Source organism: Priestia sp. YIM B13491 (assembly GCF_042787605.1).
In the GTDB taxonomy this organism is placed as follows: domain Bacteria; phylum Bacillota; class Bacilli; order Bacillales; family Bacillaceae_H; genus Priestia; species Priestia megaterium_E.
In genome coordinates, this window is the sequence record NZ_JBHZOR010000003.1 from 70,632 (window position 1) to 89,430 (window position 18,799).

18 protein-coding genes are annotated in these 18,799 nt (G+C 36.2%); 6 read left to right on the plus strand and 12 right to left on the minus strand.

From position 1 onward, the window contains the following. Nucleotides 1-34 precede the first annotated feature (34 nt). The 5 genes from ACFX4E_RS11210 to ACFX4E_RS11230 all read right to left on the minus strand — a co-directional run bounded on the left by ACFX4E_RS11210 (nt 35) and on the right by ACFX4E_RS11230 (nt 6,096). Nucleotides 35-859, minus strand: a complete 825-nt coding sequence (locus ACFX4E_RS11210; RefSeq protein ID WP_377238117.1) for a thermonuclease family protein — start codon at nt 857-859, stop codon at nt 35-37. A gap of 420 nt (nt 860-1,279) precedes the next feature. Beyond that, nucleotides 1,280-1,939, minus strand: coding sequence for a 2OG-Fe(II) oxygenase (locus tag ACFX4E_RS11215; RefSeq protein WP_013057538.1), 660 nt, complete (start codon nt 1,937-1,939; stop codon nt 1,280-1,282). Between the two features lie 247 nt (nt 1,940-2,186). Next, the gene (locus ACFX4E_RS11220) at nt 2,187-3,689 is read right to left on the minus strand and encodes a malate:quinone oxidoreductase (protein WP_377238118.1); all 1,503 of its coding nucleotides are present in this window, start codon (nt 3,687-3,689) and stop codon (nt 2,187-2,189) included. 120 nt (nt 3,690-3,809) lie between these two features. Continuing rightward, nucleotides 3,810-4,634 carry a pyruvate, water dikinase regulatory protein gene (locus tag ACFX4E_RS11225; RefSeq protein WP_028409016.1) on the minus strand — a complete coding sequence of 275 codons (825 nt, stop codon included), beginning with the start codon at nt 4,632-4,634 and terminating at the stop codon, nt 3,810-3,812. Nucleotides 4,635-5,214: 580 nt separating this feature from the next. Beyond that, nucleotides 5,215-6,096: an HAD family hydrolase gene (locus ACFX4E_RS11230; RefSeq protein ID WP_098524689.1), complete on the minus strand. Its 882-nt coding sequence runs from the start codon at nt 6,094-6,096 to the stop codon at nt 5,215-5,217. Between the two features lie 313 nt (nt 6,097-6,409). On the opposite strand from ACFX4E_RS11230, the gene ACFX4E_RS11235 reads away from it, so the two are divergent. The 3 genes from ACFX4E_RS11235 (at nt 6,410) to ACFX4E_RS11245 (ending at nt 11,335) form a co-directional block, all read left to right on the plus strand. Next, nucleotides 6,410-7,873, plus strand: coding sequence for a hypothetical protein (locus ACFX4E_RS11235; protein ID WP_377258970.1), 1,464 nt, complete (start codon nt 6,410-6,412; stop codon nt 7,871-7,873). 1,000 nt (nt 7,874-8,873) lie between these two features. Continuing rightward, nucleotides 8,874-9,896: a hypothetical protein gene (locus ACFX4E_RS11240; RefSeq protein WP_098332883.1), complete on the plus strand. Its 1,023-nt coding sequence runs from the start codon at nt 8,874-8,876 to the stop codon at nt 9,894-9,896. 842 nt (nt 9,897-10,738) lie between these two features. Beyond that, nucleotides 10,739-11,335, plus strand: a complete 597-nt coding sequence (locus tag ACFX4E_RS11245; RefSeq protein WP_129710273.1) for a mechanosensitive ion channel family protein — start codon at nt 10,739-10,741, stop codon at nt 11,333-11,335. 2 nt (nt 11,336-11,337) lie between these two features. Here the strand turns inward: ACFX4E_RS11245 and ACFX4E_RS11250 are convergent, their stop codons facing one another. The 3 genes from ACFX4E_RS11250 to ACFX4E_RS11260 form a co-directional block, all read right to left on the minus strand. Next, on the minus strand, nt 11,338-11,916 hold the full coding sequence (locus tag ACFX4E_RS11250) for an HAD-IA family hydrolase (RefSeq protein WP_377238120.1): 579 nt from the start codon (nt 11,914-11,916) through the stop codon (nt 11,338-11,340). A gap of 128 nt (nt 11,917-12,044) precedes the next feature. Then, nucleotides 12,045-13,061 (minus strand): glycine-rich domain-containing protein, encoded by a 1,017-nt coding sequence (locus ACFX4E_RS11255; protein WP_098248209.1) that lies wholly within the window; start codon nt 13,059-13,061, stop codon nt 12,045-12,047. Nucleotides 13,062-13,135: 74 nt separating this feature from the next. Beyond that, nucleotides 13,136-13,555, minus strand: a complete 420-nt coding sequence (locus ACFX4E_RS11260) for a hypothetical protein (RefSeq protein ID WP_014459592.1) — start codon at nt 13,553-13,555, stop codon at nt 13,136-13,138. A gap of 407 nt (nt 13,556-13,962) precedes the next feature. Here ACFX4E_RS11260 and ACFX4E_RS11265 point away from each other — a divergent pair, with 407 nt between their 5' ends. Both ACFX4E_RS11265 and ACFX4E_RS11270 read left to right on the plus strand, forming a co-directional pair. After that, nucleotides 13,963-14,454 (plus strand): hypothetical protein, encoded by a 492-nt coding sequence (locus ACFX4E_RS11265; RefSeq protein ID WP_028409022.1) that lies wholly within the window; start codon nt 13,963-13,965, stop codon nt 14,452-14,454. Nucleotides 14,455-14,534: 80 nt separating this feature from the next. Continuing rightward, complete coding sequence (locus ACFX4E_RS11270) at nt 14,535-14,669, plus strand: hypothetical protein (RefSeq protein WP_013083673.1); 135 nt, start codon at nt 14,535-14,537, stop codon at nt 14,667-14,669. Nucleotides 14,670-14,727: 58 nt separating this feature from the next. Here ACFX4E_RS11270 and ACFX4E_RS11275 read toward each other — a convergent pair whose 3' ends face one another. Continuing rightward, nucleotides 14,728-15,090 carry a DUF4183 domain-containing protein gene (locus tag ACFX4E_RS11275; RefSeq protein WP_255256563.1) on the minus strand — a complete coding sequence of 121 codons (363 nt, stop codon included), beginning with the start codon at nt 15,088-15,090 and terminating at the stop codon, nt 14,728-14,730. A 134-nt stretch (nt 15,091-15,224) separates the two neighbouring features. Here ACFX4E_RS11275 and ACFX4E_RS11280 point away from each other — a divergent pair, with 134 nt between their 5' ends. After that, on the plus strand, nt 15,225-15,605 hold the full coding sequence (locus tag ACFX4E_RS11280; protein WP_098248207.1) for a DUF4183 domain-containing protein: 381 nt from the start codon (nt 15,225-15,227) through the stop codon (nt 15,603-15,605). Nucleotides 15,606-15,744: 139 nt separating this feature from the next. Here ACFX4E_RS11280 and ACFX4E_RS11285 read toward each other — a convergent pair whose 3' ends face one another. The 3 genes from ACFX4E_RS11285 to ACFX4E_RS11295 form a co-directional block, all read right to left on the minus strand. Then, on the minus strand, nt 15,745-16,977 hold the full coding sequence (locus ACFX4E_RS11285; protein ID WP_377238121.1) for an aminopeptidase: 1,233 nt from the start codon (nt 16,975-16,977) through the stop codon (nt 15,745-15,747). A gap of 143 nt (nt 16,978-17,120) precedes the next feature. After that, on the minus strand, nt 17,121-17,915 hold the full coding sequence (locus tag ACFX4E_RS11290; RefSeq protein ID WP_028409025.1) for an IclR family transcriptional regulator: 795 nt from the start codon (nt 17,913-17,915) through the stop codon (nt 17,121-17,123). 53 nt (nt 17,916-17,968) lie between these two features. Continuing rightward, entirely contained in the window at nt 17,969-18,745 is a 777-nt protein-coding gene (locus ACFX4E_RS11295) for a fumarylacetoacetate hydrolase family protein (protein ID WP_098524691.1), read from the minus strand. Nucleotides 18,746-18,799 lie beyond the last annotated feature (54 nt).

Here is an 18,799-nt window from a genome sequence, read left to right on the forward strand (position 1 = left end):
AAAAAAGAAATTCAGCAGTTACTGAATTTCTTTATTAGTTTTTTGCTTTTGTGTATCCTGCTTCTTGCGCATCTTTTTCGGTACAAAACCAAATGACGTTGTTCATGGTTTGATTGTAGTGCGCCCCAGTTGGCACGTGATAAATTTTAGAGTTTTGATTTCCTTTTATTTTACCTTCACAGCTTTTGGCGGACTGAGTATCCTTTTGTTTAGAAGAGGACCGATTTTTTACAGCATCCGTATTGTATCCTTTTTCTTGTGCATAGTTTTCAATACTCCAGATGCCTTTTTCGCTTTTTCTAGCCTGCTCCTGTATTTTCTTAAATTCATCTACGTACTTTGTATTAGGAGGAAATACTGCTACGCGGGCTAACCCTTTTGCTAGCAGCTCTTCATTATACAGCTCATTGTCTATCCATACATAAGCAAGCAAACGTCCATATTGATCACGCTCTTGCACATCAAATTCAAGGGTGATTTCCTGTCCTTCTAGCCTTTTTTTGGTGTAAGCAGATGCTTCTGGACCAAAGGGCTGTACGCCTAGTTTGGGATGCTTTGTTTCGGGGGTATCAACAAGAAGTAGTCGCACTCGATCCGTCTTTCCGTTCAGCATTTTCACTTTAAGCGTATCACCGTCCACTACTCTTTCTACCGTAGCCGCCTCACCTACTACATCTTCACGATTTGCTTTAGAAGGACTATGATCGTCTTCTTGATCTGATGAATCTTCTACTTGAACTGCTTGTTTTGTATCGGCAGAAGATGTGCTTGAATGACTTGCCTGCTCATCGCTGCATCCAGTAAGAAGCAGCATAAACGTCGCGAGCATCGCGTAAATAATTGCTTTTATTTCTTTCAAAACCCGGGTCCTCCTTTAACACGTTCCCTATCTACTATATAAAAGTAAAATGATTTTATAAATAGTGTAAATCACCTAAAAACAAAAACTCGTGAAAATACCTTTCACGAGTTTTTTCGTGCAACTGTTATAAAAATTGGTTACCTGTTTTAAAGTCATTATTTTAAATAGCATTTATTTTATTTTTATCTCTCGAACACATTTTTCATTTTTTTGTATCCAGATTTTTAATCATGAGGATATTTTACACTACAAATACATTTATCGTCTACCGCCTTATAAGAATAAGGAATAGCCGCACAAATAGAATAAGTGTGAATATTTCAATATAATAACTGGCTAACATGATTGCTATTTTTTTGTAACATAAATAAGAGCCCTCATTACCAATAGCTAATAGGGCTCTTCAAACCTTTGTTTTTACGATCGAATTTTTTGTTTGCGCATCCACTGGGTAGCGACCCACTTTTCTCCTTTTATAACAGGAGCTCCCCCGTGGAGAGTACGATCATTAAGTTCAGCATCACTATAAAAATATTCAAAGTACACGGCCATTCCTTTTGTCGGAGATACGGAAAGACCCAGCTTAGGAAAATAAGTTTCTCCTCCTTCTTCGACATCGTTTAAGTACATAACCAATGTACTAATACGGTTGTTTTTAGATGCTTTACTTGCAGAAGTGAAATAATCGTGATGTGCTTTGTATTCTTGGTCAGGCAAGTATTTTAAAACTTGAAGACCTTCAGCATATTCAATAGATGGTCCCATGATTTTAGAAAGTCGTCTTTCGATTTGATGTACAAGCTCGTTTTCGCTTTCTTCAAAAAACATGCCGCTGCTCGTTCGAATACTGTTTACTTCACGTGCAGCACCAATTTTTGATCGCTGCATTTTATCTTTGGATAGCTGTATAAGTTCGTCACATTCTTCGTTACTTAGGACATTTCCTAAAACTAGAACAAGAGGCTCTTCAAATCGAGCAACAATATCAATCTCTCTGTCTTCTAATTTAATTTTATTCCCTGTATGGTTAAAAATCGTTTGTTCTTTCGTTAGTAAAGATGTATTAGTTAGAATCATCTTTTATCGGCTCCTCGAAATAGCTATTTTCCAATTTTCCACCCCATTATATGTAAACGCTTACTAATAAGTAATTATATCATGAATACGAAGTAAATTCTGCTAGTAAAGGAAATAAATAAAAAGAAGTCCGTTATATAACGAACTTCCCTCATTTTTTCTTATAGATTTCACATGTCGTTTAAATGCTTTAACTATCTAAAAAACTCTTTTAATATAGAGTATACGTATCAAAGGCTGCCTAAAATCATTGGTACACAAGTTCTTTTTTACTTAAATCAAGCGTTTGTGCTGTAGAAGCATGAATTTCGTTAAAAAGCGCTGGATTTTCTACCAGTGACAAGCCGTAAGAAGGAATCATTTCTTTTATTTTTGATTCCCATTTCTTCATATGCTCCGGGAAACACTTTTCCAGCACTTCAAGCATGACATGAACGGCAGTCGAAGCACCTGGCGAAGCACCGAGCAATGCAGCAACGGAACCATCAGCTGAACTCACAACTTCTGTACCAAATTGAAGAGTGCCTTTACCTCCGGCTTCCGTATCTTTGATTACCTGTACACGCTGACCCGCTACGACGATATCCCAGTCTTCGCTTTTTGCGTTTGGAATAAACTCGCGAAGTTCTTCCATACGCTTTTCATTAGATAACAGCACCTGTTGAATCAAGTATTTCGTTAAGCCCATCTCTTTGACGCCTGCTGCTAACATCGTTAAAATATTATTCGGTTTTACAGAACTGAGTAAATCCAAATTTGAACCCGTTTTTAAGAACTTTGGTGAAAATCCGGCAAAAGGTCCAAACAACAGTGTTTTTTTGCGGTCGATATAGCGTGTATCAAGGTGCGGAACCGACATTGGCGGAGCACCAACCTTCGCTTTCCCGTACACTTTCCCGTGATGCTGCTCTATCACTTGGGGATTATTACATACCATAAATAATCCGCTTACCGGGAACCCTCCAATATGTTTGGACTCAGGAATACCCGTTTTTTGGAGTAAAGACAGACTTCCGCCCCCTCCTCCGATAAAAACAAATTTCGCCGTGTGGTATTCCTGTTTGCCGCTATGAATATCATGTACTTTCACTTCCCACAAGCCGTCTGCGTTACGTGTTAGATTTTCAACGCTGTGGTTATAGTTAATTTCTACGCTTTTATTCTTTAGATGTGTAAACAACATACGAGTTAAAGCCCCAAAGTTCACGTCCGTCCCCGAGTCTATTTTAGTTGCCGCAATTGCTTCAGGGGATGTACGGCCTTTCATGACAAGCGGCATCCATTCTTTTAACTTTTCAGGATGGTCCGAATACTCCATTCCTTGAAACAACGGATTATTTGATAGCGCTTCAAAACGCTTTTTCAGAAAGGATACATTCTTTTCTCCTTGTACGAAACTCATATGAGGGATTGGCATAATAAACTCTTGCGGATGATGAATTAAATTACTGCTTACAAGATACGACCAAAACTGTCTTGAAAGCTGAAACTGTTCATTAATCTGCACTGCTTTCGTAATATCTATAGATCCGTCAGCTTGTTCAGATGTATAGTTCAACTCGCACAGTGCAGCATGGCCAGTCCCTGCGTTATTCCATTCATTCGAGCTTTCTTCTCCTGCATCTGCGAGTTTCTCAAATACTTTGATTTCCCATTCCGGCGCTAACTCTTTTAGTAAAGATCCCAACGTTGCGCTCATCACTCCGGCCCCAATTAAGATAACGTCTGTTTTTTTATATACATTGCTCATCAAAATCTTCCTTATCTTTTATATTTTAAAAAAGCACCTTTTAGCAACACGCCTGTTCTACCTGACTCTCTACAGATTAAGTATGTCTGACAAGTTATCTGTCTTACATAATGGGCATTTTTATACATACCCTTTCATCTTGTCCTTTTTTAACATGCTCAATATCACTTCAGCGGTTTCTTCAACTGCTTTACCTGAGACATTAACAATAGGACAGCCAATGCGCTTCATAATTTTCTCAGCATAGTCCAGCTCTTCAAGGATTCGATCTACATTGGCATAATTGGCTTGAGACGCTAAACCTAAATTTTTTAATCGTTCTTTTCGGATTTCATTGAGCTTATCCGGTGTAATAACTAAACCAATACATTTATTTTTCGGAATAGTAAAAAGTTCATCAGGAGGAGTCACTTCTGGAACTAAAGGTATATTCGCTACTTTAAGACTTTTATGAGCTAAATACATAGAAAGTGGCGTCTTAGATGTTCTCGAAACACCAATCAACACTAGATCAGCTCGCTTGATGCCTCTGAAGTCTTGTCCATCATCATATTTAACAGCGAATTCAACTGCTTCTACTCTTCGGAAATAGTTATCGTCTAATTTTCTCGTTAATCTCGGTTGGAGATTAGGTTCTTTATTAAAGGTTTGGCTAAAGGCACTCATAAGTGGGGTCATTAAATCAATGGCTACAATTCCTTCTTCTTGTGCCTTTTGGTCAAGATATTGTTTTAAAGGTGGGATGACGATAGTATACGCAATGATGGCCTCGTTACACCTTGCTTCAGCAATGATATTATCAATATTTCGCTCATCTTCTACGTAAGAAGTATTTTGAATTTCAATATCTTCTCCACTAAATTGAGTTAAAACTGCTTTTACCATCAGCTCAGCCGTTTCACCTACTGAGTCGGAAACTATATAGACAATTTTTCTTTTATTCACATTAAACCTTCCTATTCTTTGATTTTAATAGTTTAATAACGCTAGCATTTTTTGTTCAACTATCATTTAGTAGCTTGCAAGATACATATTTTATTGGTAATGAGTGGACTAATATTGTGGAAACTGTGATTATAAACACTTCAAAAAAAAACGATTGAACTCAACATTTATGTCATACTAATTATAAAATAAAACTAAATATGTTATACTATTTTCATTAAATGTTATATTAGCATTAAATATACGGAGATACAATCCCTTTTCTGCGCATTTTATAAAAAGTTTAAAGAAAGAAAAAGTTTAGATTTTAAAATGTTTTATGCTTTGGCATGGTGGGACTCATCAGGGCTGAGAGGTGTTTTGCAGGGATAGTTACGAGGATAGTTATATAATTATGTTGTTTATAACATAATTTTTAAGTTATAGAAGATTTATTCTTAGCTATTCTTTTTAGCTAAGAGTGCTATAACTAAAAATAATGAACGGTTTACTTTTCATCTTATGTATACTAAAAACACCGCCTAAAAGACGATGTTTTGAAGGGCTGGTTATAATGCATTGTGGTGAAATAGATTAATTTTTATAAAACGGGATTACTTCTAGTAGATTTTTGCAATAAAAATTTAGAAAGATAATGGGATACGCCGTTTTCGTCACAGTTAAATTCCGTTACGTCATCGACAATTTCTTTAATATGATCCGGCGCATTTTTCATCGCTACGGCATAGCTGGCAAACTGAAACATTGGTAAATCATTATTGCTGTCGCCAATTGCTAGAATGTCTTGCTCGGGCAAATTAAAATGTTTTAGCATTTGCTGAATCCCCGTTGCTTTATTTACGTTTGCCACCATCACTTCAACATTGTGTTTAGATGAAGTAGAAGTTGTAAAGTCGATTTCTTTTTTAAGTTCTTCAAGCTCCTCTTTCCATTTATCGATATGCTCGTGCGTTCTTGCAAAGAAATAGAACTTTGAAAATTCGCTTCCTTCTACGGAATCTTTCCAGTCAATTTCTTCTTTAATCGCTTGTTTACGAGAAAGCCATTCGTTAATTTCCACACTGTCTGGCTTTGGCTCTCTAATTTCATTTTCCACATAGGACTGATCTTGTTTTAACGTCACGCGAGATGTGCCATACGGGAAAAGCTCGTAGTATACCTTGTTCGCTCTTGCTTTTTCAATAATAGTTTCCACCAATTGAAGCGAAAGCGAGTGCTGAAAGACTGATTCTTTTCCTACGTACCCTGCCATACCATTTGACGTGATAAATCCATCCACTTGAAAGCCGTCAGGAACTAACTCTTCTATTTCATCAAACGCTCTTCCCGTAGCAATAAAAACAAAAATTCCCTGTTTTCGTAATTCGTCAATGATTTCTTTTGTTTGAACACTTACTTTATTGGAGCGATTTAATATCGTACCGTCCATATCTAAAAAAATTGCTTTAGGTTTTAACAACATATTTATTCCCCCTATTTGTAAAAAGAGTGTACTTGGCAAGTATAAACTTTTCCATTTTCAAACTCAATGAATGTACTTTGCTTTTCTCTTTTATAAAACTACTATAATGCTCTCCTTACATCTAAAATTGTACAAGCGCTATAAAGAAAGAATTTTATCTTTGCAATAAGCCTTTATATACTAATAGCTGGTTAGGCTAATTTGATATAAAACAGCATTCACAAAAACGAATTTTCCTTTTAGCCTTTAGAGTATCGTTCAAAAAAGATATAATAAGAGTGTTACAGATTAAATACATACAGAGGAGGTCAACATGAACGAACCATCCAATTTTTCTCCTTATCTTATTAAACAAATCAGCGATGCGATCGATGACAATATCAAAGCAAAGTGCATAGACTGTTTATATGATTCTCATTCGTTTTTTTCGAATGAAAAAGATTTTATAGAAGACTACATTTTAAATATATTGCAAGATACGTTTGTTTTAGAGAATAAATTAATAAATCCTAAGGAAATACGAAACCCAGCCTATAAAAGAAGACAATCAAATAAGAAAAACTGGCTGCAAACGTTAAAAAAAGATATTAAAGCAGAAAAGCCTAATCCTATTTTTGAAGACATTGAATTGGCCAAAAAGGTGATGGATAAAAAAGTGGATACCGAACACTTAAAAAAGCTGTTTGGCGTAGAAAAACCTGAAGATATTTTAAAGATAAAGTTAAAAGAAGTAGAGACATGGGCTAAAAGTAAAAAAACAAACATTACCGATTTTCCTTATTTAGATTCAAAAATGAATTATCAAATAGAGAAAGCATTTCACACGGACTTTACTTTTTTAATTGCTGAAATCATATTAGAAAAATACAACGGAAATTTAAGCAACTGGATTGATAAACGATTAAATTCATGGGTAGAGGCCCCTATCTTCTCAAATGAAAGTCATTCTCTTAAAACCAATATGGAAGTTAAAACAAACTCCCAAGAAGTCGTTTTATATAATGACTATAAAGTTGATGAAGAATATTTCATTCGCACCATTATCCCTGTGAATGATAATCAAACGGTTCTTTCCAAGCGAAATATGGTATTAGACCCAAAGGATTCCCAAATTATCCAGTTTGCCCTTTCACAGCGCGACGAGATGTTTTATAAAGAAAAAACGGTGACGCTTGATTTAGCGGATATCGTGAAAGAAATTTATAATTCAAAAGGTGTAAAAAACTACGAAGCGGTTGAAGCCCGCATTATGAAAATTGCCAGATATCACGTAGAAGGTGTAGCGAAGAAGAAAAATTCCAGAGATACAAAATTTGCGATAAACTTCTTCCAAAAAGCTGTTATTGAAACCGATGAAGTAACGGGCAGACGATATGCAACCATCGTATTTAGCGACGATACGCATCAAGGCTTTTTAAATCAGCAGTTTGTACAAATTTACAGTGATGTTATTAAAAAGTTTAAAGATAACTCGCTGTCTTCTTTGCTGCTGTATGCATTTCAAAAAGAGCGATTAGATTGTTATTTACAAGAGAAGTCTTACACCCATTTTTACCCGTATCAATATTTTGCTTCAAAAGTTCGTTTTCGTTCAAAGAAAATTGATGTCAATCTAAAATTAATTAATGAATCTCTAGCAGAGTTTGTTAGCAATCAAGTACTGATCCAAAGTTATCAGCAAAAACTTCAAGGATTTGAAATCTCTTTTATTCCTCTTCAAAATTATGAAATTCAAGACTATTTTGGAGGAGAACATAGAGAAACATTGGAAGGGTAAATTGTTCCCTTCCTTTTTTATTTGATATTTTGCCACTTTCAGCTTATAAATACAAAATATCCCTCTACTTTTATTTCATAGTTTGGAAGTTTTGTCATTTTTAACGTACTAACCAGAAGCTTTTGCCGTTTTTGACGTACCTCTTTGCTTCTTTTGCCGTTTTTGACGTACTAATTACTACCTTTTGCTGTTTTTGTCGTACCACTCTGATTCTTTTGCCATTTTTGACGTACTACATTCATTTTATTTACTCTTAATTCCTTATTAATTGTTAATTATTCTCTTTTTTCCGTAAAGCAATCCTACCTTTTGCCGTTTTTGACGTACTCCTTCACTACTTTTGCCGTTTTTGACGTACTCCTTCACTACTTTTGCCGTTTTCTGCGTACTAAACTTTGCTTTTCCCTTTGTTATTGCCTTTTCAAACCCCATTTTTTATTTTTTTCGCAGCATATATAAAGCTTTTGCCATTTTTGACGTACTAAACAAAAACTTTTGCTGTTTTTGTCGTACTACTGCGTCGTTTTTGACGTTTTTCACGTACTAAAAATAGCTTTTGCCATTTTTGACGTACTGATGAAATTCATTGTGTTATTTACAACGATCAGAGAAGTGATTTTTTTACCTTTTTTTAGGTAAATCAAGATAGCTTTTGCTGTTTTTAGCGTACTACTCTTCACTTTTGCTATTTTTGGCGTACTATACTGAGCCTTTTGCCGTTTTTTACGTACTAAAACGCATAAAGTTTTTTTTGATTTTTACTGATCGTAACAAACACTGTTCTGCCGGCGCTTGCTTGCTTTTGCCGTTTTTGTCGTACTAAAAAACCTATACGCTGCATCCCTTGATATGACAGCATTCTTTGAACCTTTTGCCGTTTTTAGCGTACTACTCGTTCGTTTGCGATTCTGTTTCTTATTGATATAATTTTCACAAGGTATTCTTTGTTATTTTACCCTAATAAATTATTGTTGATATGAAATAGATTGGAGGGATTCTCATGATAAAAAAAGAATTTGCGAAAATTGGAAAACAAATTATTCGCCAATTGTCTAGCACCGTAGAAAAATATAAAGATATTGAAGATCACATGGACCTAGACGCTCATGGGAACCCTACAATCAAAACAGTGGCAGAGCATCACCGTTTATCTAAATCTCAAATTTCACAATTAATTTTTTATCACTTCCTTCACGTTGATGAAAGAGGTATTATTTGTGATGTTTCTGAAAAAGAGATTGCAGCTGCTTTGGATTGTACAGTTCGAACAGTTCGCAACAACAATATAGTATTAGCGGAAACAGAATTAATTTCCTATTCTCGCAGCGGCAAAGGAATCAATATTTGTATTGTTCCCTATCCTCAATATTTTGAAGAACACGGGTTTGGGTTTATGGAATTAGAATATACTCGCTTTGAAGAACTTATTCTAATTGAAAACGTAAATGCCCTTCGCTTAGAGCTGCGCAAAGAATTGGTTTATGACAACGATACGATTAAGCGTCAGTTTAATCCTGGAGAAAACACTTCAAAAATTAGCTTTAATGACTATAAAATTTTCACGCCGAAATATACTCACTACAAAGGTATGATGCAAAAAATAGCTGAAACACAGACAAGCGCATTTAAAACTGTTGTCCAAGGATCTACTATTTTCTTTGTTTTAAAAGACGGAGCTAAAAATGGCAAGATGTCAAAACAAGAAAAGAAAGATCAATACGATGCGGCGATTCGACGTACTATTGAAGAGACTTTTGTAAAATTATCTGGACACAGCACAGATTCTACTGGAATTGTTATGTCTTCATTCCAAAACGAAGACATCGCTGATTTGGTTCAGCTTTCTTTTGAATATGGTATTGAACGAGTGAAGTCTGCCCTTTATTCTCTGATTGAACAGGCCTTCTTCAGCCATGATGCTCAAGTCGTTGAAAATTACGGTGGAAAAATCCGTACGCTCATTCGAAAAGAGCTTTCAAAAAATCTTCAAGATCAAGTCCCTGCCGAACTTACAGCTTCATAAGGGGCTTCTTTGGCATGTCTTTTTTTTATTTTCTCTCCTTTCTCTTCTCTTTTTGATACAAATAGTGCAAACAAACACCCCTTTTTGCAGCTATCCAACTCCATTATCCTATCTATCTAAACGGAATGAGTTCAAATAAATGATATTTCTTGTGTATAACTATGGAATATGGCTAAAAAAATACCTTCATACTTATCCACAAAAGAAAGAAAACATATTCAATTAATGTTATATCATCCTCTTTGTTAATAAAAACATCCCTTTTATTTTTTATTAACGATAATTTCCAGATTATTTACTCTTTAACACGACTATTTTTATCCACAGTGGAAATAATTCATACTTTTAATAGAAATTTTCATACTATAAGTTTTAAAATCCGTCTATTGCAGAAGAAAAAACATAGTGAATAAAATAGTTTCCATATCTGTTGTTATAAAAAACATCTTTTAGCTAAAGAATGCTGTTCACAAAAAAGGTCTATTTTCCACACAGTTATTTATTGAAAAGCAATTTCCTCTCTAACCCTTGGTATCATTGGGTTTTTACAGGATTTTTCTTTCTTTAATATCTGTATATAATGTTTGTTAATAAGATCTATACTAATTTCTGCTATAAGTTTTTATTTAATATTTGTATAAAGAAATGTTTTAAAAATATCTATACCTGAGGATTTTCACTTTTTCTAAATTAAGGAGTTTTCATTACATATACCAAATACAAATAAATTAAAATAAAACAATAGTTCAAACGTCTCTTCATAAATTCTAGTAGTATATTTTTAAAAATAAATTATACTATTCAGTAGAGAAAATTTTATAAAGCAAGAAAGGGACTTAGTCATGAAAGACATACAGTGGGTACAGCAAACTTTATTTAATACGGGTAAGTGGATTGACATTAGTGAAGTAATTATAAAGATTATCTTGATTTTTATTATTGCTCAAATCGTTATCAGGTTTGCTCGTAGTGTAATTAATAAAATCTTTGATTTCAGATTTAAAACCAAGCTGCTGAGGTACAACGAACGTAAAGAAATAACGCTGAAAAAGCTTTGTCTGAGCATTGTCATGTACGTCGTGTATTTTATTGTACTTATCACATCTTTAGAAGCAATCGGAATTAATATGAAAGCTCTTTTAGCTGGTATTAGCGTAGCAGGATTTATTACCGGCTTAGGTGCACAAAATTTGATTAAAGATATTTTAAACGGTTTTTTTATTCTATTTGAAGATCAATTCTCAGTAGGAGATCACGTATCCATAAATGATACGAAAGGAACTGTTGAAGAAATTGGATTGCGCACGACAAAAATTCGCGGAGTTGACGGAGAATTTTACTTCTTTGCTAATAGTAACATTACAAAAGTAGCGAACTATACGCTCGGTGAAATTCCCGAAGTACATAACCCTGAACAAATAAAAACTCGTGAAGAATAGCTTCACGAGTTTTTATTTACGATAGTTGTAAAGAATTGATCGTATGATGTAAGGTGATAATCTGCTTCGATGTCGTTATTTTGAAATGCACATGTTTTGATTCCAAGTTCACGGGCAGGTTTTAAGTCGAGCTCGCGGTCTCCAATCACTAAATCAAGCTGATACTTATCGTGAAGATAGGCATAAGCGCCGCTATCAGGCTTTCGTTTGTAGCCATCATCTTTTGTAATAATCTCCGTAAAATAGTGCTCCATATTAAAAAATGCCAGAATATCAAGAGTAGACTGTCTAGATTTATGCGTAACAATTACATTTGTATCCGCAAAGCTCAGTACGTCTTCTACGTGAGGAAAAGCAGGCTTATCTTTAGGATTGATTTTCTGTTCAAGCACATGGAAGTGTTTATCAAACAAAGACTTTTCAATATCGAAGTGCTTAATTGCTACGTCAGAAGATATCTTCATTTGTTTCAAAATATCATCTTCTGAGATTGTTTGATCTGTTAGTAATTCTTTGAATGCTTTTACAATCGTTGGATAGGTATCAAAGATGGTTCCATCAAAGTCCCATAAAATATTCATTTTCACTGTCTCTCCTTTTTTAAAAACGTAACGATTATACCAAATTTTTCATTGCTTGTCAGTGAATCATTTTGTCGTTGTTGCATTTAAAGTAAAAAAACTCGTATAAAACGAGTTTTTTTACTTTATCAGCTGCTGCTGCACCCACTCCCGCAGCTGGAGCTTGAACAGCTAGAGCTGCTGCAGTTTGAACTCGAACAGCTGCTGCCGCTGTCATGATGGTGATGACCTCCATCGTTGTGGTGATGGTGGCGGTTGTCTTCCCAGGGGCTTGAACAGCTATACCCGCTGTAAGAGGCTGTATCTCCCGCATACATCGTCTTTTTATATAGCAGCAGCTCATTCATATGGCTTGAAAAGCTGGTGGCTTTGTAGAGAGAATAAAAAACAAAGCCTTGAAGAAGAAGTTCGTTTGATACATTTCCTTTTTTAGCCGCTTTTTTAAAATAAGTTGATCCGCCCGTTTTTTTTCTTTTTCGAGCAGCAGTGACTTCTTCTTTTAACGTTTGAACCAGGGCTCTCTGCTGTTTTTCCCATTTGCCGTTTCTTAAAAAATAGCGATCTAGTAATTCATCTTCTGACAATCTTTGAAAATCTTGAAGTGTATTTTTACCAAGCGGATGCTGAAAAAATTTCCCCCAAAGCAGTCGGCTGTTACCCGTTATGTCAAACAAATGAGCATACATCCAATCGAAAAATGCTCGCTTATCCGGCTGTGGAGACGGAGCTGTATCTACATTTGGCTGGTGATGCAAAAAGCGGTTGAAAAAGTGTTCTGTAAAACGCTCATAATCTACTGTAAACATAATCATTTCGTGCCACACTTCATCCACTTTTTCACTAAACATCGGTACGTCTTTGATGACTGCATTTAATAAAAAGTAGCGCTTCATCTCAAAAAACGTCCATTCTACTTCATCAGCTTTTGTATTTCGCCCTTTCATACGCTGTTTCACCTGTTGAACATAGGCTGCCGGTAAAGAATCTTCTAGTGAATGAACAATATCTTCAAAACCATTATCTTTATGTATTCCAAGCTCATCTGGAAGCTCCTCTTTATACAAGCGAAAGCTTCTAGACTTTACAGTCCCTTTAATAATCAAAGCTAAAAGAATTACCGCTCCTACTATAATTGCTGCTATCATCTTCTTCCCCCTATACCGCGTCTATATATATTCAATATTTTACCACATTCGTAAAATACAAAAAAAGAGCTCAATTAACTTGAGCTCTCGTCATCATCTGGTATCTCGTCTACCTTTTCTACTTTGACTAGACCTTTCGTGCTATATTCAAGATCAAAGTATGCTTTAACGATATCCCCTTTTTTCAAATTACTTGGAATCGGTTCATTTAAATTTTTATCGGAAAATTTAATGCCCGTTCCTTCTTTTGTTGTTCCGCTGTATGTACCATTTTCGATTTTTTCAATAGTAATATAATACACTCGATATTTGTGCGCTTCCTCGTCACCCTTTGCTTTTTCTTTAACGGTTTCTTGTTCAGGAAGCTTACTCAGTGTTTCTTGGGCCTGTTCAGAAGTCGGCTCTGCTGATCGATTTATGAATTGCATCACAACTAAAACTAAACATATAACTACTAAAACTAATAATAATATCTTTTTTGCTGATAAAGACAATGAACTGTGCCTCCTTACACCTTTATGTATATCATGCTGCACACAAGAGATTATACACGATAAAGGATTAGAAATTGGGATAAATTCTATAAAAATAGTAAAAATATGAGAAAATACCTAGAATTTTTTACGCTTTTCTGCACTTTTTTGAGATAGAAAAGAAATTTGGTACCTTATCCTTAAATTGTAACTGATTTGCTTCATTTTCGAAAAGAGTTTTGCCCATTTTGTCGTAAAAAAGTCATAATAAGAAGGAATATCACACCATATTGTCGAACGTATGTATATACTTATAATGAACTGCCGAACTGCTTTTCTCTACCCTCATTGTTGAGGCAATATGGCAACTGAAACAGCTTGCTGTTAAATTCAGATTACACATCTATACTCAGGAGGTGGAATGCAAAATGATGTTTGCACTTATTGTTGTGGTTGGTATCGTAGCACTTGGCGTAGCTAGCTTCTACGTCATTAAGCGGCCTCAAGGCGCTGTTGATCCTGAGGATCGCAAACCGCTTGTTTCTGTAAACGGACATGTTAAATTTGCAGAAGGGATTAATCAAATTTCCATATCTAAAATTGACATGTACGATCAGCGTCTTGTTATCAATCAAGTAGCTATTATTCCATTTAACCGTATTCAACGAGCAGAATTTTCAAAGGTTGTCAAAAATGAAAAAGGCCTTCACGGAGCTCCTGTTCAACGCTATTTCGGTGAACTAACTATTCATTTCACAGACAAGAACGGGCAAGAAACCTACATTCGCTGTGAAACACCGAAAAAAAATCAATTTCACCTCATCTACCAGTACGATTTAATGAAAAGACAATTAAATAAGCGTCTTGGTCTTGAAGATCAGCAGCCTTACCTTACTCTCCAAGAACCATACGAACTATAAGAGAAAACCTCCCTTTTTCACATATTATTTCACTTCCCTGTACATACTAGAAGCGAAACTGAAAATGGGAGGTCATTCCAATGGATTTCGTCCGTTTTTTGCAATATTTTTGTTCAATCGCTGGCGCTCTATGCTTAGGGTTTACCTACTATCACATGTTCAAGCGTGACGCTCCGGTTAAAAAAGAAGAATCACAGCAAGGTGGAACTGACTAATGTTCACCTTGTTTTTTTTATGTGTGGACATGTGCTCATGGCATTTGAAGGCTGAAAGCTAAATGACTTTAATCATTTGTAAAATGACGGGTGACTTTTCTAAAGGAATATCCTCTGTGTTAATGATAAGAAGTCCTTTTTGGACGCTGTAATTGGAGGAAGGCTGTAACACACCGTTGATAAATAAATTACTGTATGAATAGCTCTCAGGATCCAATATATGCTGAGTGCCGTATTCTTTTAACGCGTCTTGATCTGTAAAAATGCGCTTGCTGCCTCCGGCTACCGCATAGTATTCAAAGATGCGAACTTTTTTCGGGAATATATACCTAAATTCCTGCTGAGGCAACACGGGAAGCTTAATAAAAGGTGTTGAACAAGAGGATGCATACTGATCGCAGCCGTAAGATTTTTTTTTCAAGAAAGACTCTCCTTCACAGATGTACTTAGTTTAGTTATAGTCTTTAAGAATTAAATTTATGCCATTAAACCTATCCCTCAGAAGGAACAACTGCATATATTGAAGGATAGAACATGAAAGGAGGTAACACATTTATGCCTCTTCAAATTATGAAACTTGCTATAGCTGCTGCTACTACTGTAACAGCCAGCCCAACCGTCTCACGTTTTTTCTATGCAGCCACTGCTACAACTACGGGTGCAGCTACTTTAACAATCGATGCGGCTGACTTTTTTGGTGACACAGGTGGCGCGGCTACTGCACTCCCTGCTTTAGCTACCGATAACAGCTATTACAATGTGTATATCAACGGCGTTTTACAAATGGCTGGCCTTTCCACATATACGCCAGGAGCTACGGGTGTCGGTTCTTTAGCTATTACTGTTCCTGCAGGATCTAGCATTTTAACAGGTTCTCCTGTAGTTTTGGAAGTTGTTAACTTTGCTCCTGATTCTACAACTGATGTACAAACTTAAAGTTAATTTGCTATCGTTTTATTTTAAAGCGTAATAGCGTGTAAGGTATATAAATCTCAGTTTTACAGAAATTTAGTGGCCATAATAAAAGCTTCTGCGGATGTAGCGCAGAAGCTTTTATCATTGTTATTTATTTAATTCAAAACGCCCAGTTCCCTTTTCTAAACACGGGCTCGCTTGTACCGTCAGCTTTAATGCCCTCGATGTCCATTTCAGCTGAGCCAATCATGAAGTCAACGTGGGTGATGCTGTCGTTTGCTCCGTTTTGTGATAGCTCTTCTTTAGACATCGTTTTTCCGCCTTCTAAACAGAAGGAATACGAGCTGCCGATGGCTAAATGGTTGGATGCATTTTCGTCAAACAGCGTGTTGTAGAAAATGATGTTTGACTGAGAGATTGGCGATTGATGCGGTACTAAGGCTACTTCGCCTAAGTATTTGGCACCTTCATCTGTTTCAATTAAGTGCTTTAACGTTTCTTCGCCTTCTTCTGCTTTTACATCAACAATTTTTCCGTTTTCAAATGTTAGCGTGAAGTTTTCAATTAAGTTTCCGGCGTAGCTAAGCGGTTTTGTGCTCGTTACTTGACCATTTACGCCGTCTTTTTTCGGAAGTGTGAATACTTCTTCTGTTGGCATATTGGCCATGAACGAGTTGCCGTCTTCATTCACGCTGCCTGCCCCAACCCAAATATGTTTGTCAGGAAGCTCAATTGTTAAATCTGTTCCTGGCGCTTTATAGTGAAGCTTAGAAAATTTCTTTTCATTTAAAATATCTACTTTTGTATGTAATGAAGCATTATGCTCTTCCCATGCGGCCACTGGATCTTCTTGGTCTACGCGCACGGATTTAAAAATAGCTTCCCACAGTTTTTCTTGCTGCTGTTCTTCTGGAACGTCAGGAAATACTTTAGCTGCCCAGTCTTTTGAAGGAACAGCTACAATGGACCAGCTGATTTTATCGGATTGGATTGCTTCACGGAATTTTTTCATTGCTTTTCCGCTTACTTTTTGGAATGCAGCAATACGTTTGCCGTCTACTCCTTTTAGTAAGTCAGGACCGCTTGAAATTACAGATAAAACAGCGCCTCCGTTTTTCACAAGCTCTTCTCTTGCTTGAGCTTTCCAAGCAGGAAATTCATTAAATACAGATTCATCCGCTTTTTCGTATTTCAAACGAACTAAATGATCGTCGTGCCAGTCTACATCAACAGACTTTGCTCCGGCTTCGTACGCTTTTTTCGCAATTTCACGAACAAAATCAGCGGAAGAAATATCGGCATTAATGTTTAATACTTGCCCTTTTTGAATGTTTACACCGACTTTTACAGCCAGCTCGGCGTACTTTTCAATATTGTGCTCAAACTGTTCCATAATTTATCTCCTTTACGTATATATTCTAACGACTTTATTGTATCATGAATAAAACATCAATTAAAAATCCTAGCCTATAGTTTACATAATATAATTACGTTATTTTACAGATTATTATACAGCAAAAGTTTGTTCTCGAAGAATCAGAACAAACTTTTGTCTTTCACAGATTCCGTTTTGTAGCCGAGCCGCTCCGAAATGTTCTTGCCTATATCAACCATGCGTTCTTGAAGATACGTTAAGCGCTCATTTGTCATACGCATCGTAGCACCAGAAATGCTGACTGCAGCAACGACTTGACCAAGGTGATCAAAAATAGGCGCTGCAATGCAGGTAATTCCATATTCATTTTCTTCTAAATCCAGCGCATATCCCTTTTGTTTCACTTCTGAAAGTTCTTGAAGAAAGCTTTCTTCATCTGTAATGGTGTGATCGGTATGAGCAGGTAAGCCTTTTCTTTCAAGAATGCTCGTTACCGTATTAAGCGGTAAAAAAGCTAGAATAGCTTTACCAACGGAGGTACAATGCATTGGTGCTCTTTTCCCCACTTTTGAATGCATGCGCAGCGTCTGATTTCCTTCTAATTTTTCAATGTACACTACTTCACCTTGATCGTAGACAACAAGATGAATAACTTCATTTGTTTCACTTTCAAGTTCTTGCAAAAACGGCTTTGCTTCTGTTCGTAAATCAATCGAATCTAAAAGCTTTGAACTTACTTCTAAAAACTTATACCCAAGCTTGTACCGCCCGCTTTCTTGATCTTGTTCAATATAGCCATACTGAGCAAGAGTAGTTAGAATACGGTATACGGAGCTTTTGTTGATGTCCATTTGCTTTGCAATTTCTGTGACTCCTACCCCTTCTCTTTCCATGCTGACAATTGTGACAATATCCAATGCCCGGCTTACAGACTTAACCATATTTTCTCTCTCCATTTTTCCTCTCTCCTCTATGTGTCATTTTACTGCCGGGCATTTTTTTATCACTTTTATACGTTTACACGTTCTTTCTCTGCAACAAATGGATTTTGGAGAGTTCCAATTTCTCGGATGGTGCATTCAATAACATCGTTTGCGCTCACCAGTTCCGCGCCGACCGGACTTCCTGTTAAAACCACATCTCCCGGCTTAAGGGTCATAACAGTAGATAGGTAAGCAATCATTTGCTCAACGGAAATAATCATTAAATCTGTCGAGCTGTTTTGTTTTTCAACGCCATTTAAAAACGCTTTTACGTGAATTGACTTAACATCAAGCTCTGTTTCGATTACGGGTCCAAGAGGCGTAAATGAATCAAAGGATTTTCCAATGGTCCAGTGCCCGTCTTCATGAAAATAATCCGGAGCCGTTACATCGTTTCCAATTGTATACCCAAATATATAGTCCAGTACGTCTTCTTTTGCGATGTTCTTTGCTTCTTTTCCAATAACAACCGCAAGCTCAGATTCAAACTTAACGTGCTTAATAGCAGTTGGAATAACAATGTCTTCGTTTGGACCAATCACAGAAGATGTGGGCTTAAAAAAGAAGACAGGAATAGAAGGCATTTCCTTTGGAAGCTCCGACTTTGCAGCTGTATAATTTGCGCCTATTCCAATAATTTGATTCGGCTCTAAAGGAGCCAAAAGCTTTACTTCATTTACTGAAAAAGTCTGTCCTGTATAGTTCCATTTCTCAAATATATTTCCTTCAATAACGCTGATCGTATCTTTTTTTAGTACACCTGTATGACGGCTATCTTGTACAGCGAACCTTACAAATTTCATGACATAGCTCCTTTTCCCATTTGCTTTGTTTTAATAAGGATCGTAGGTAGTCAG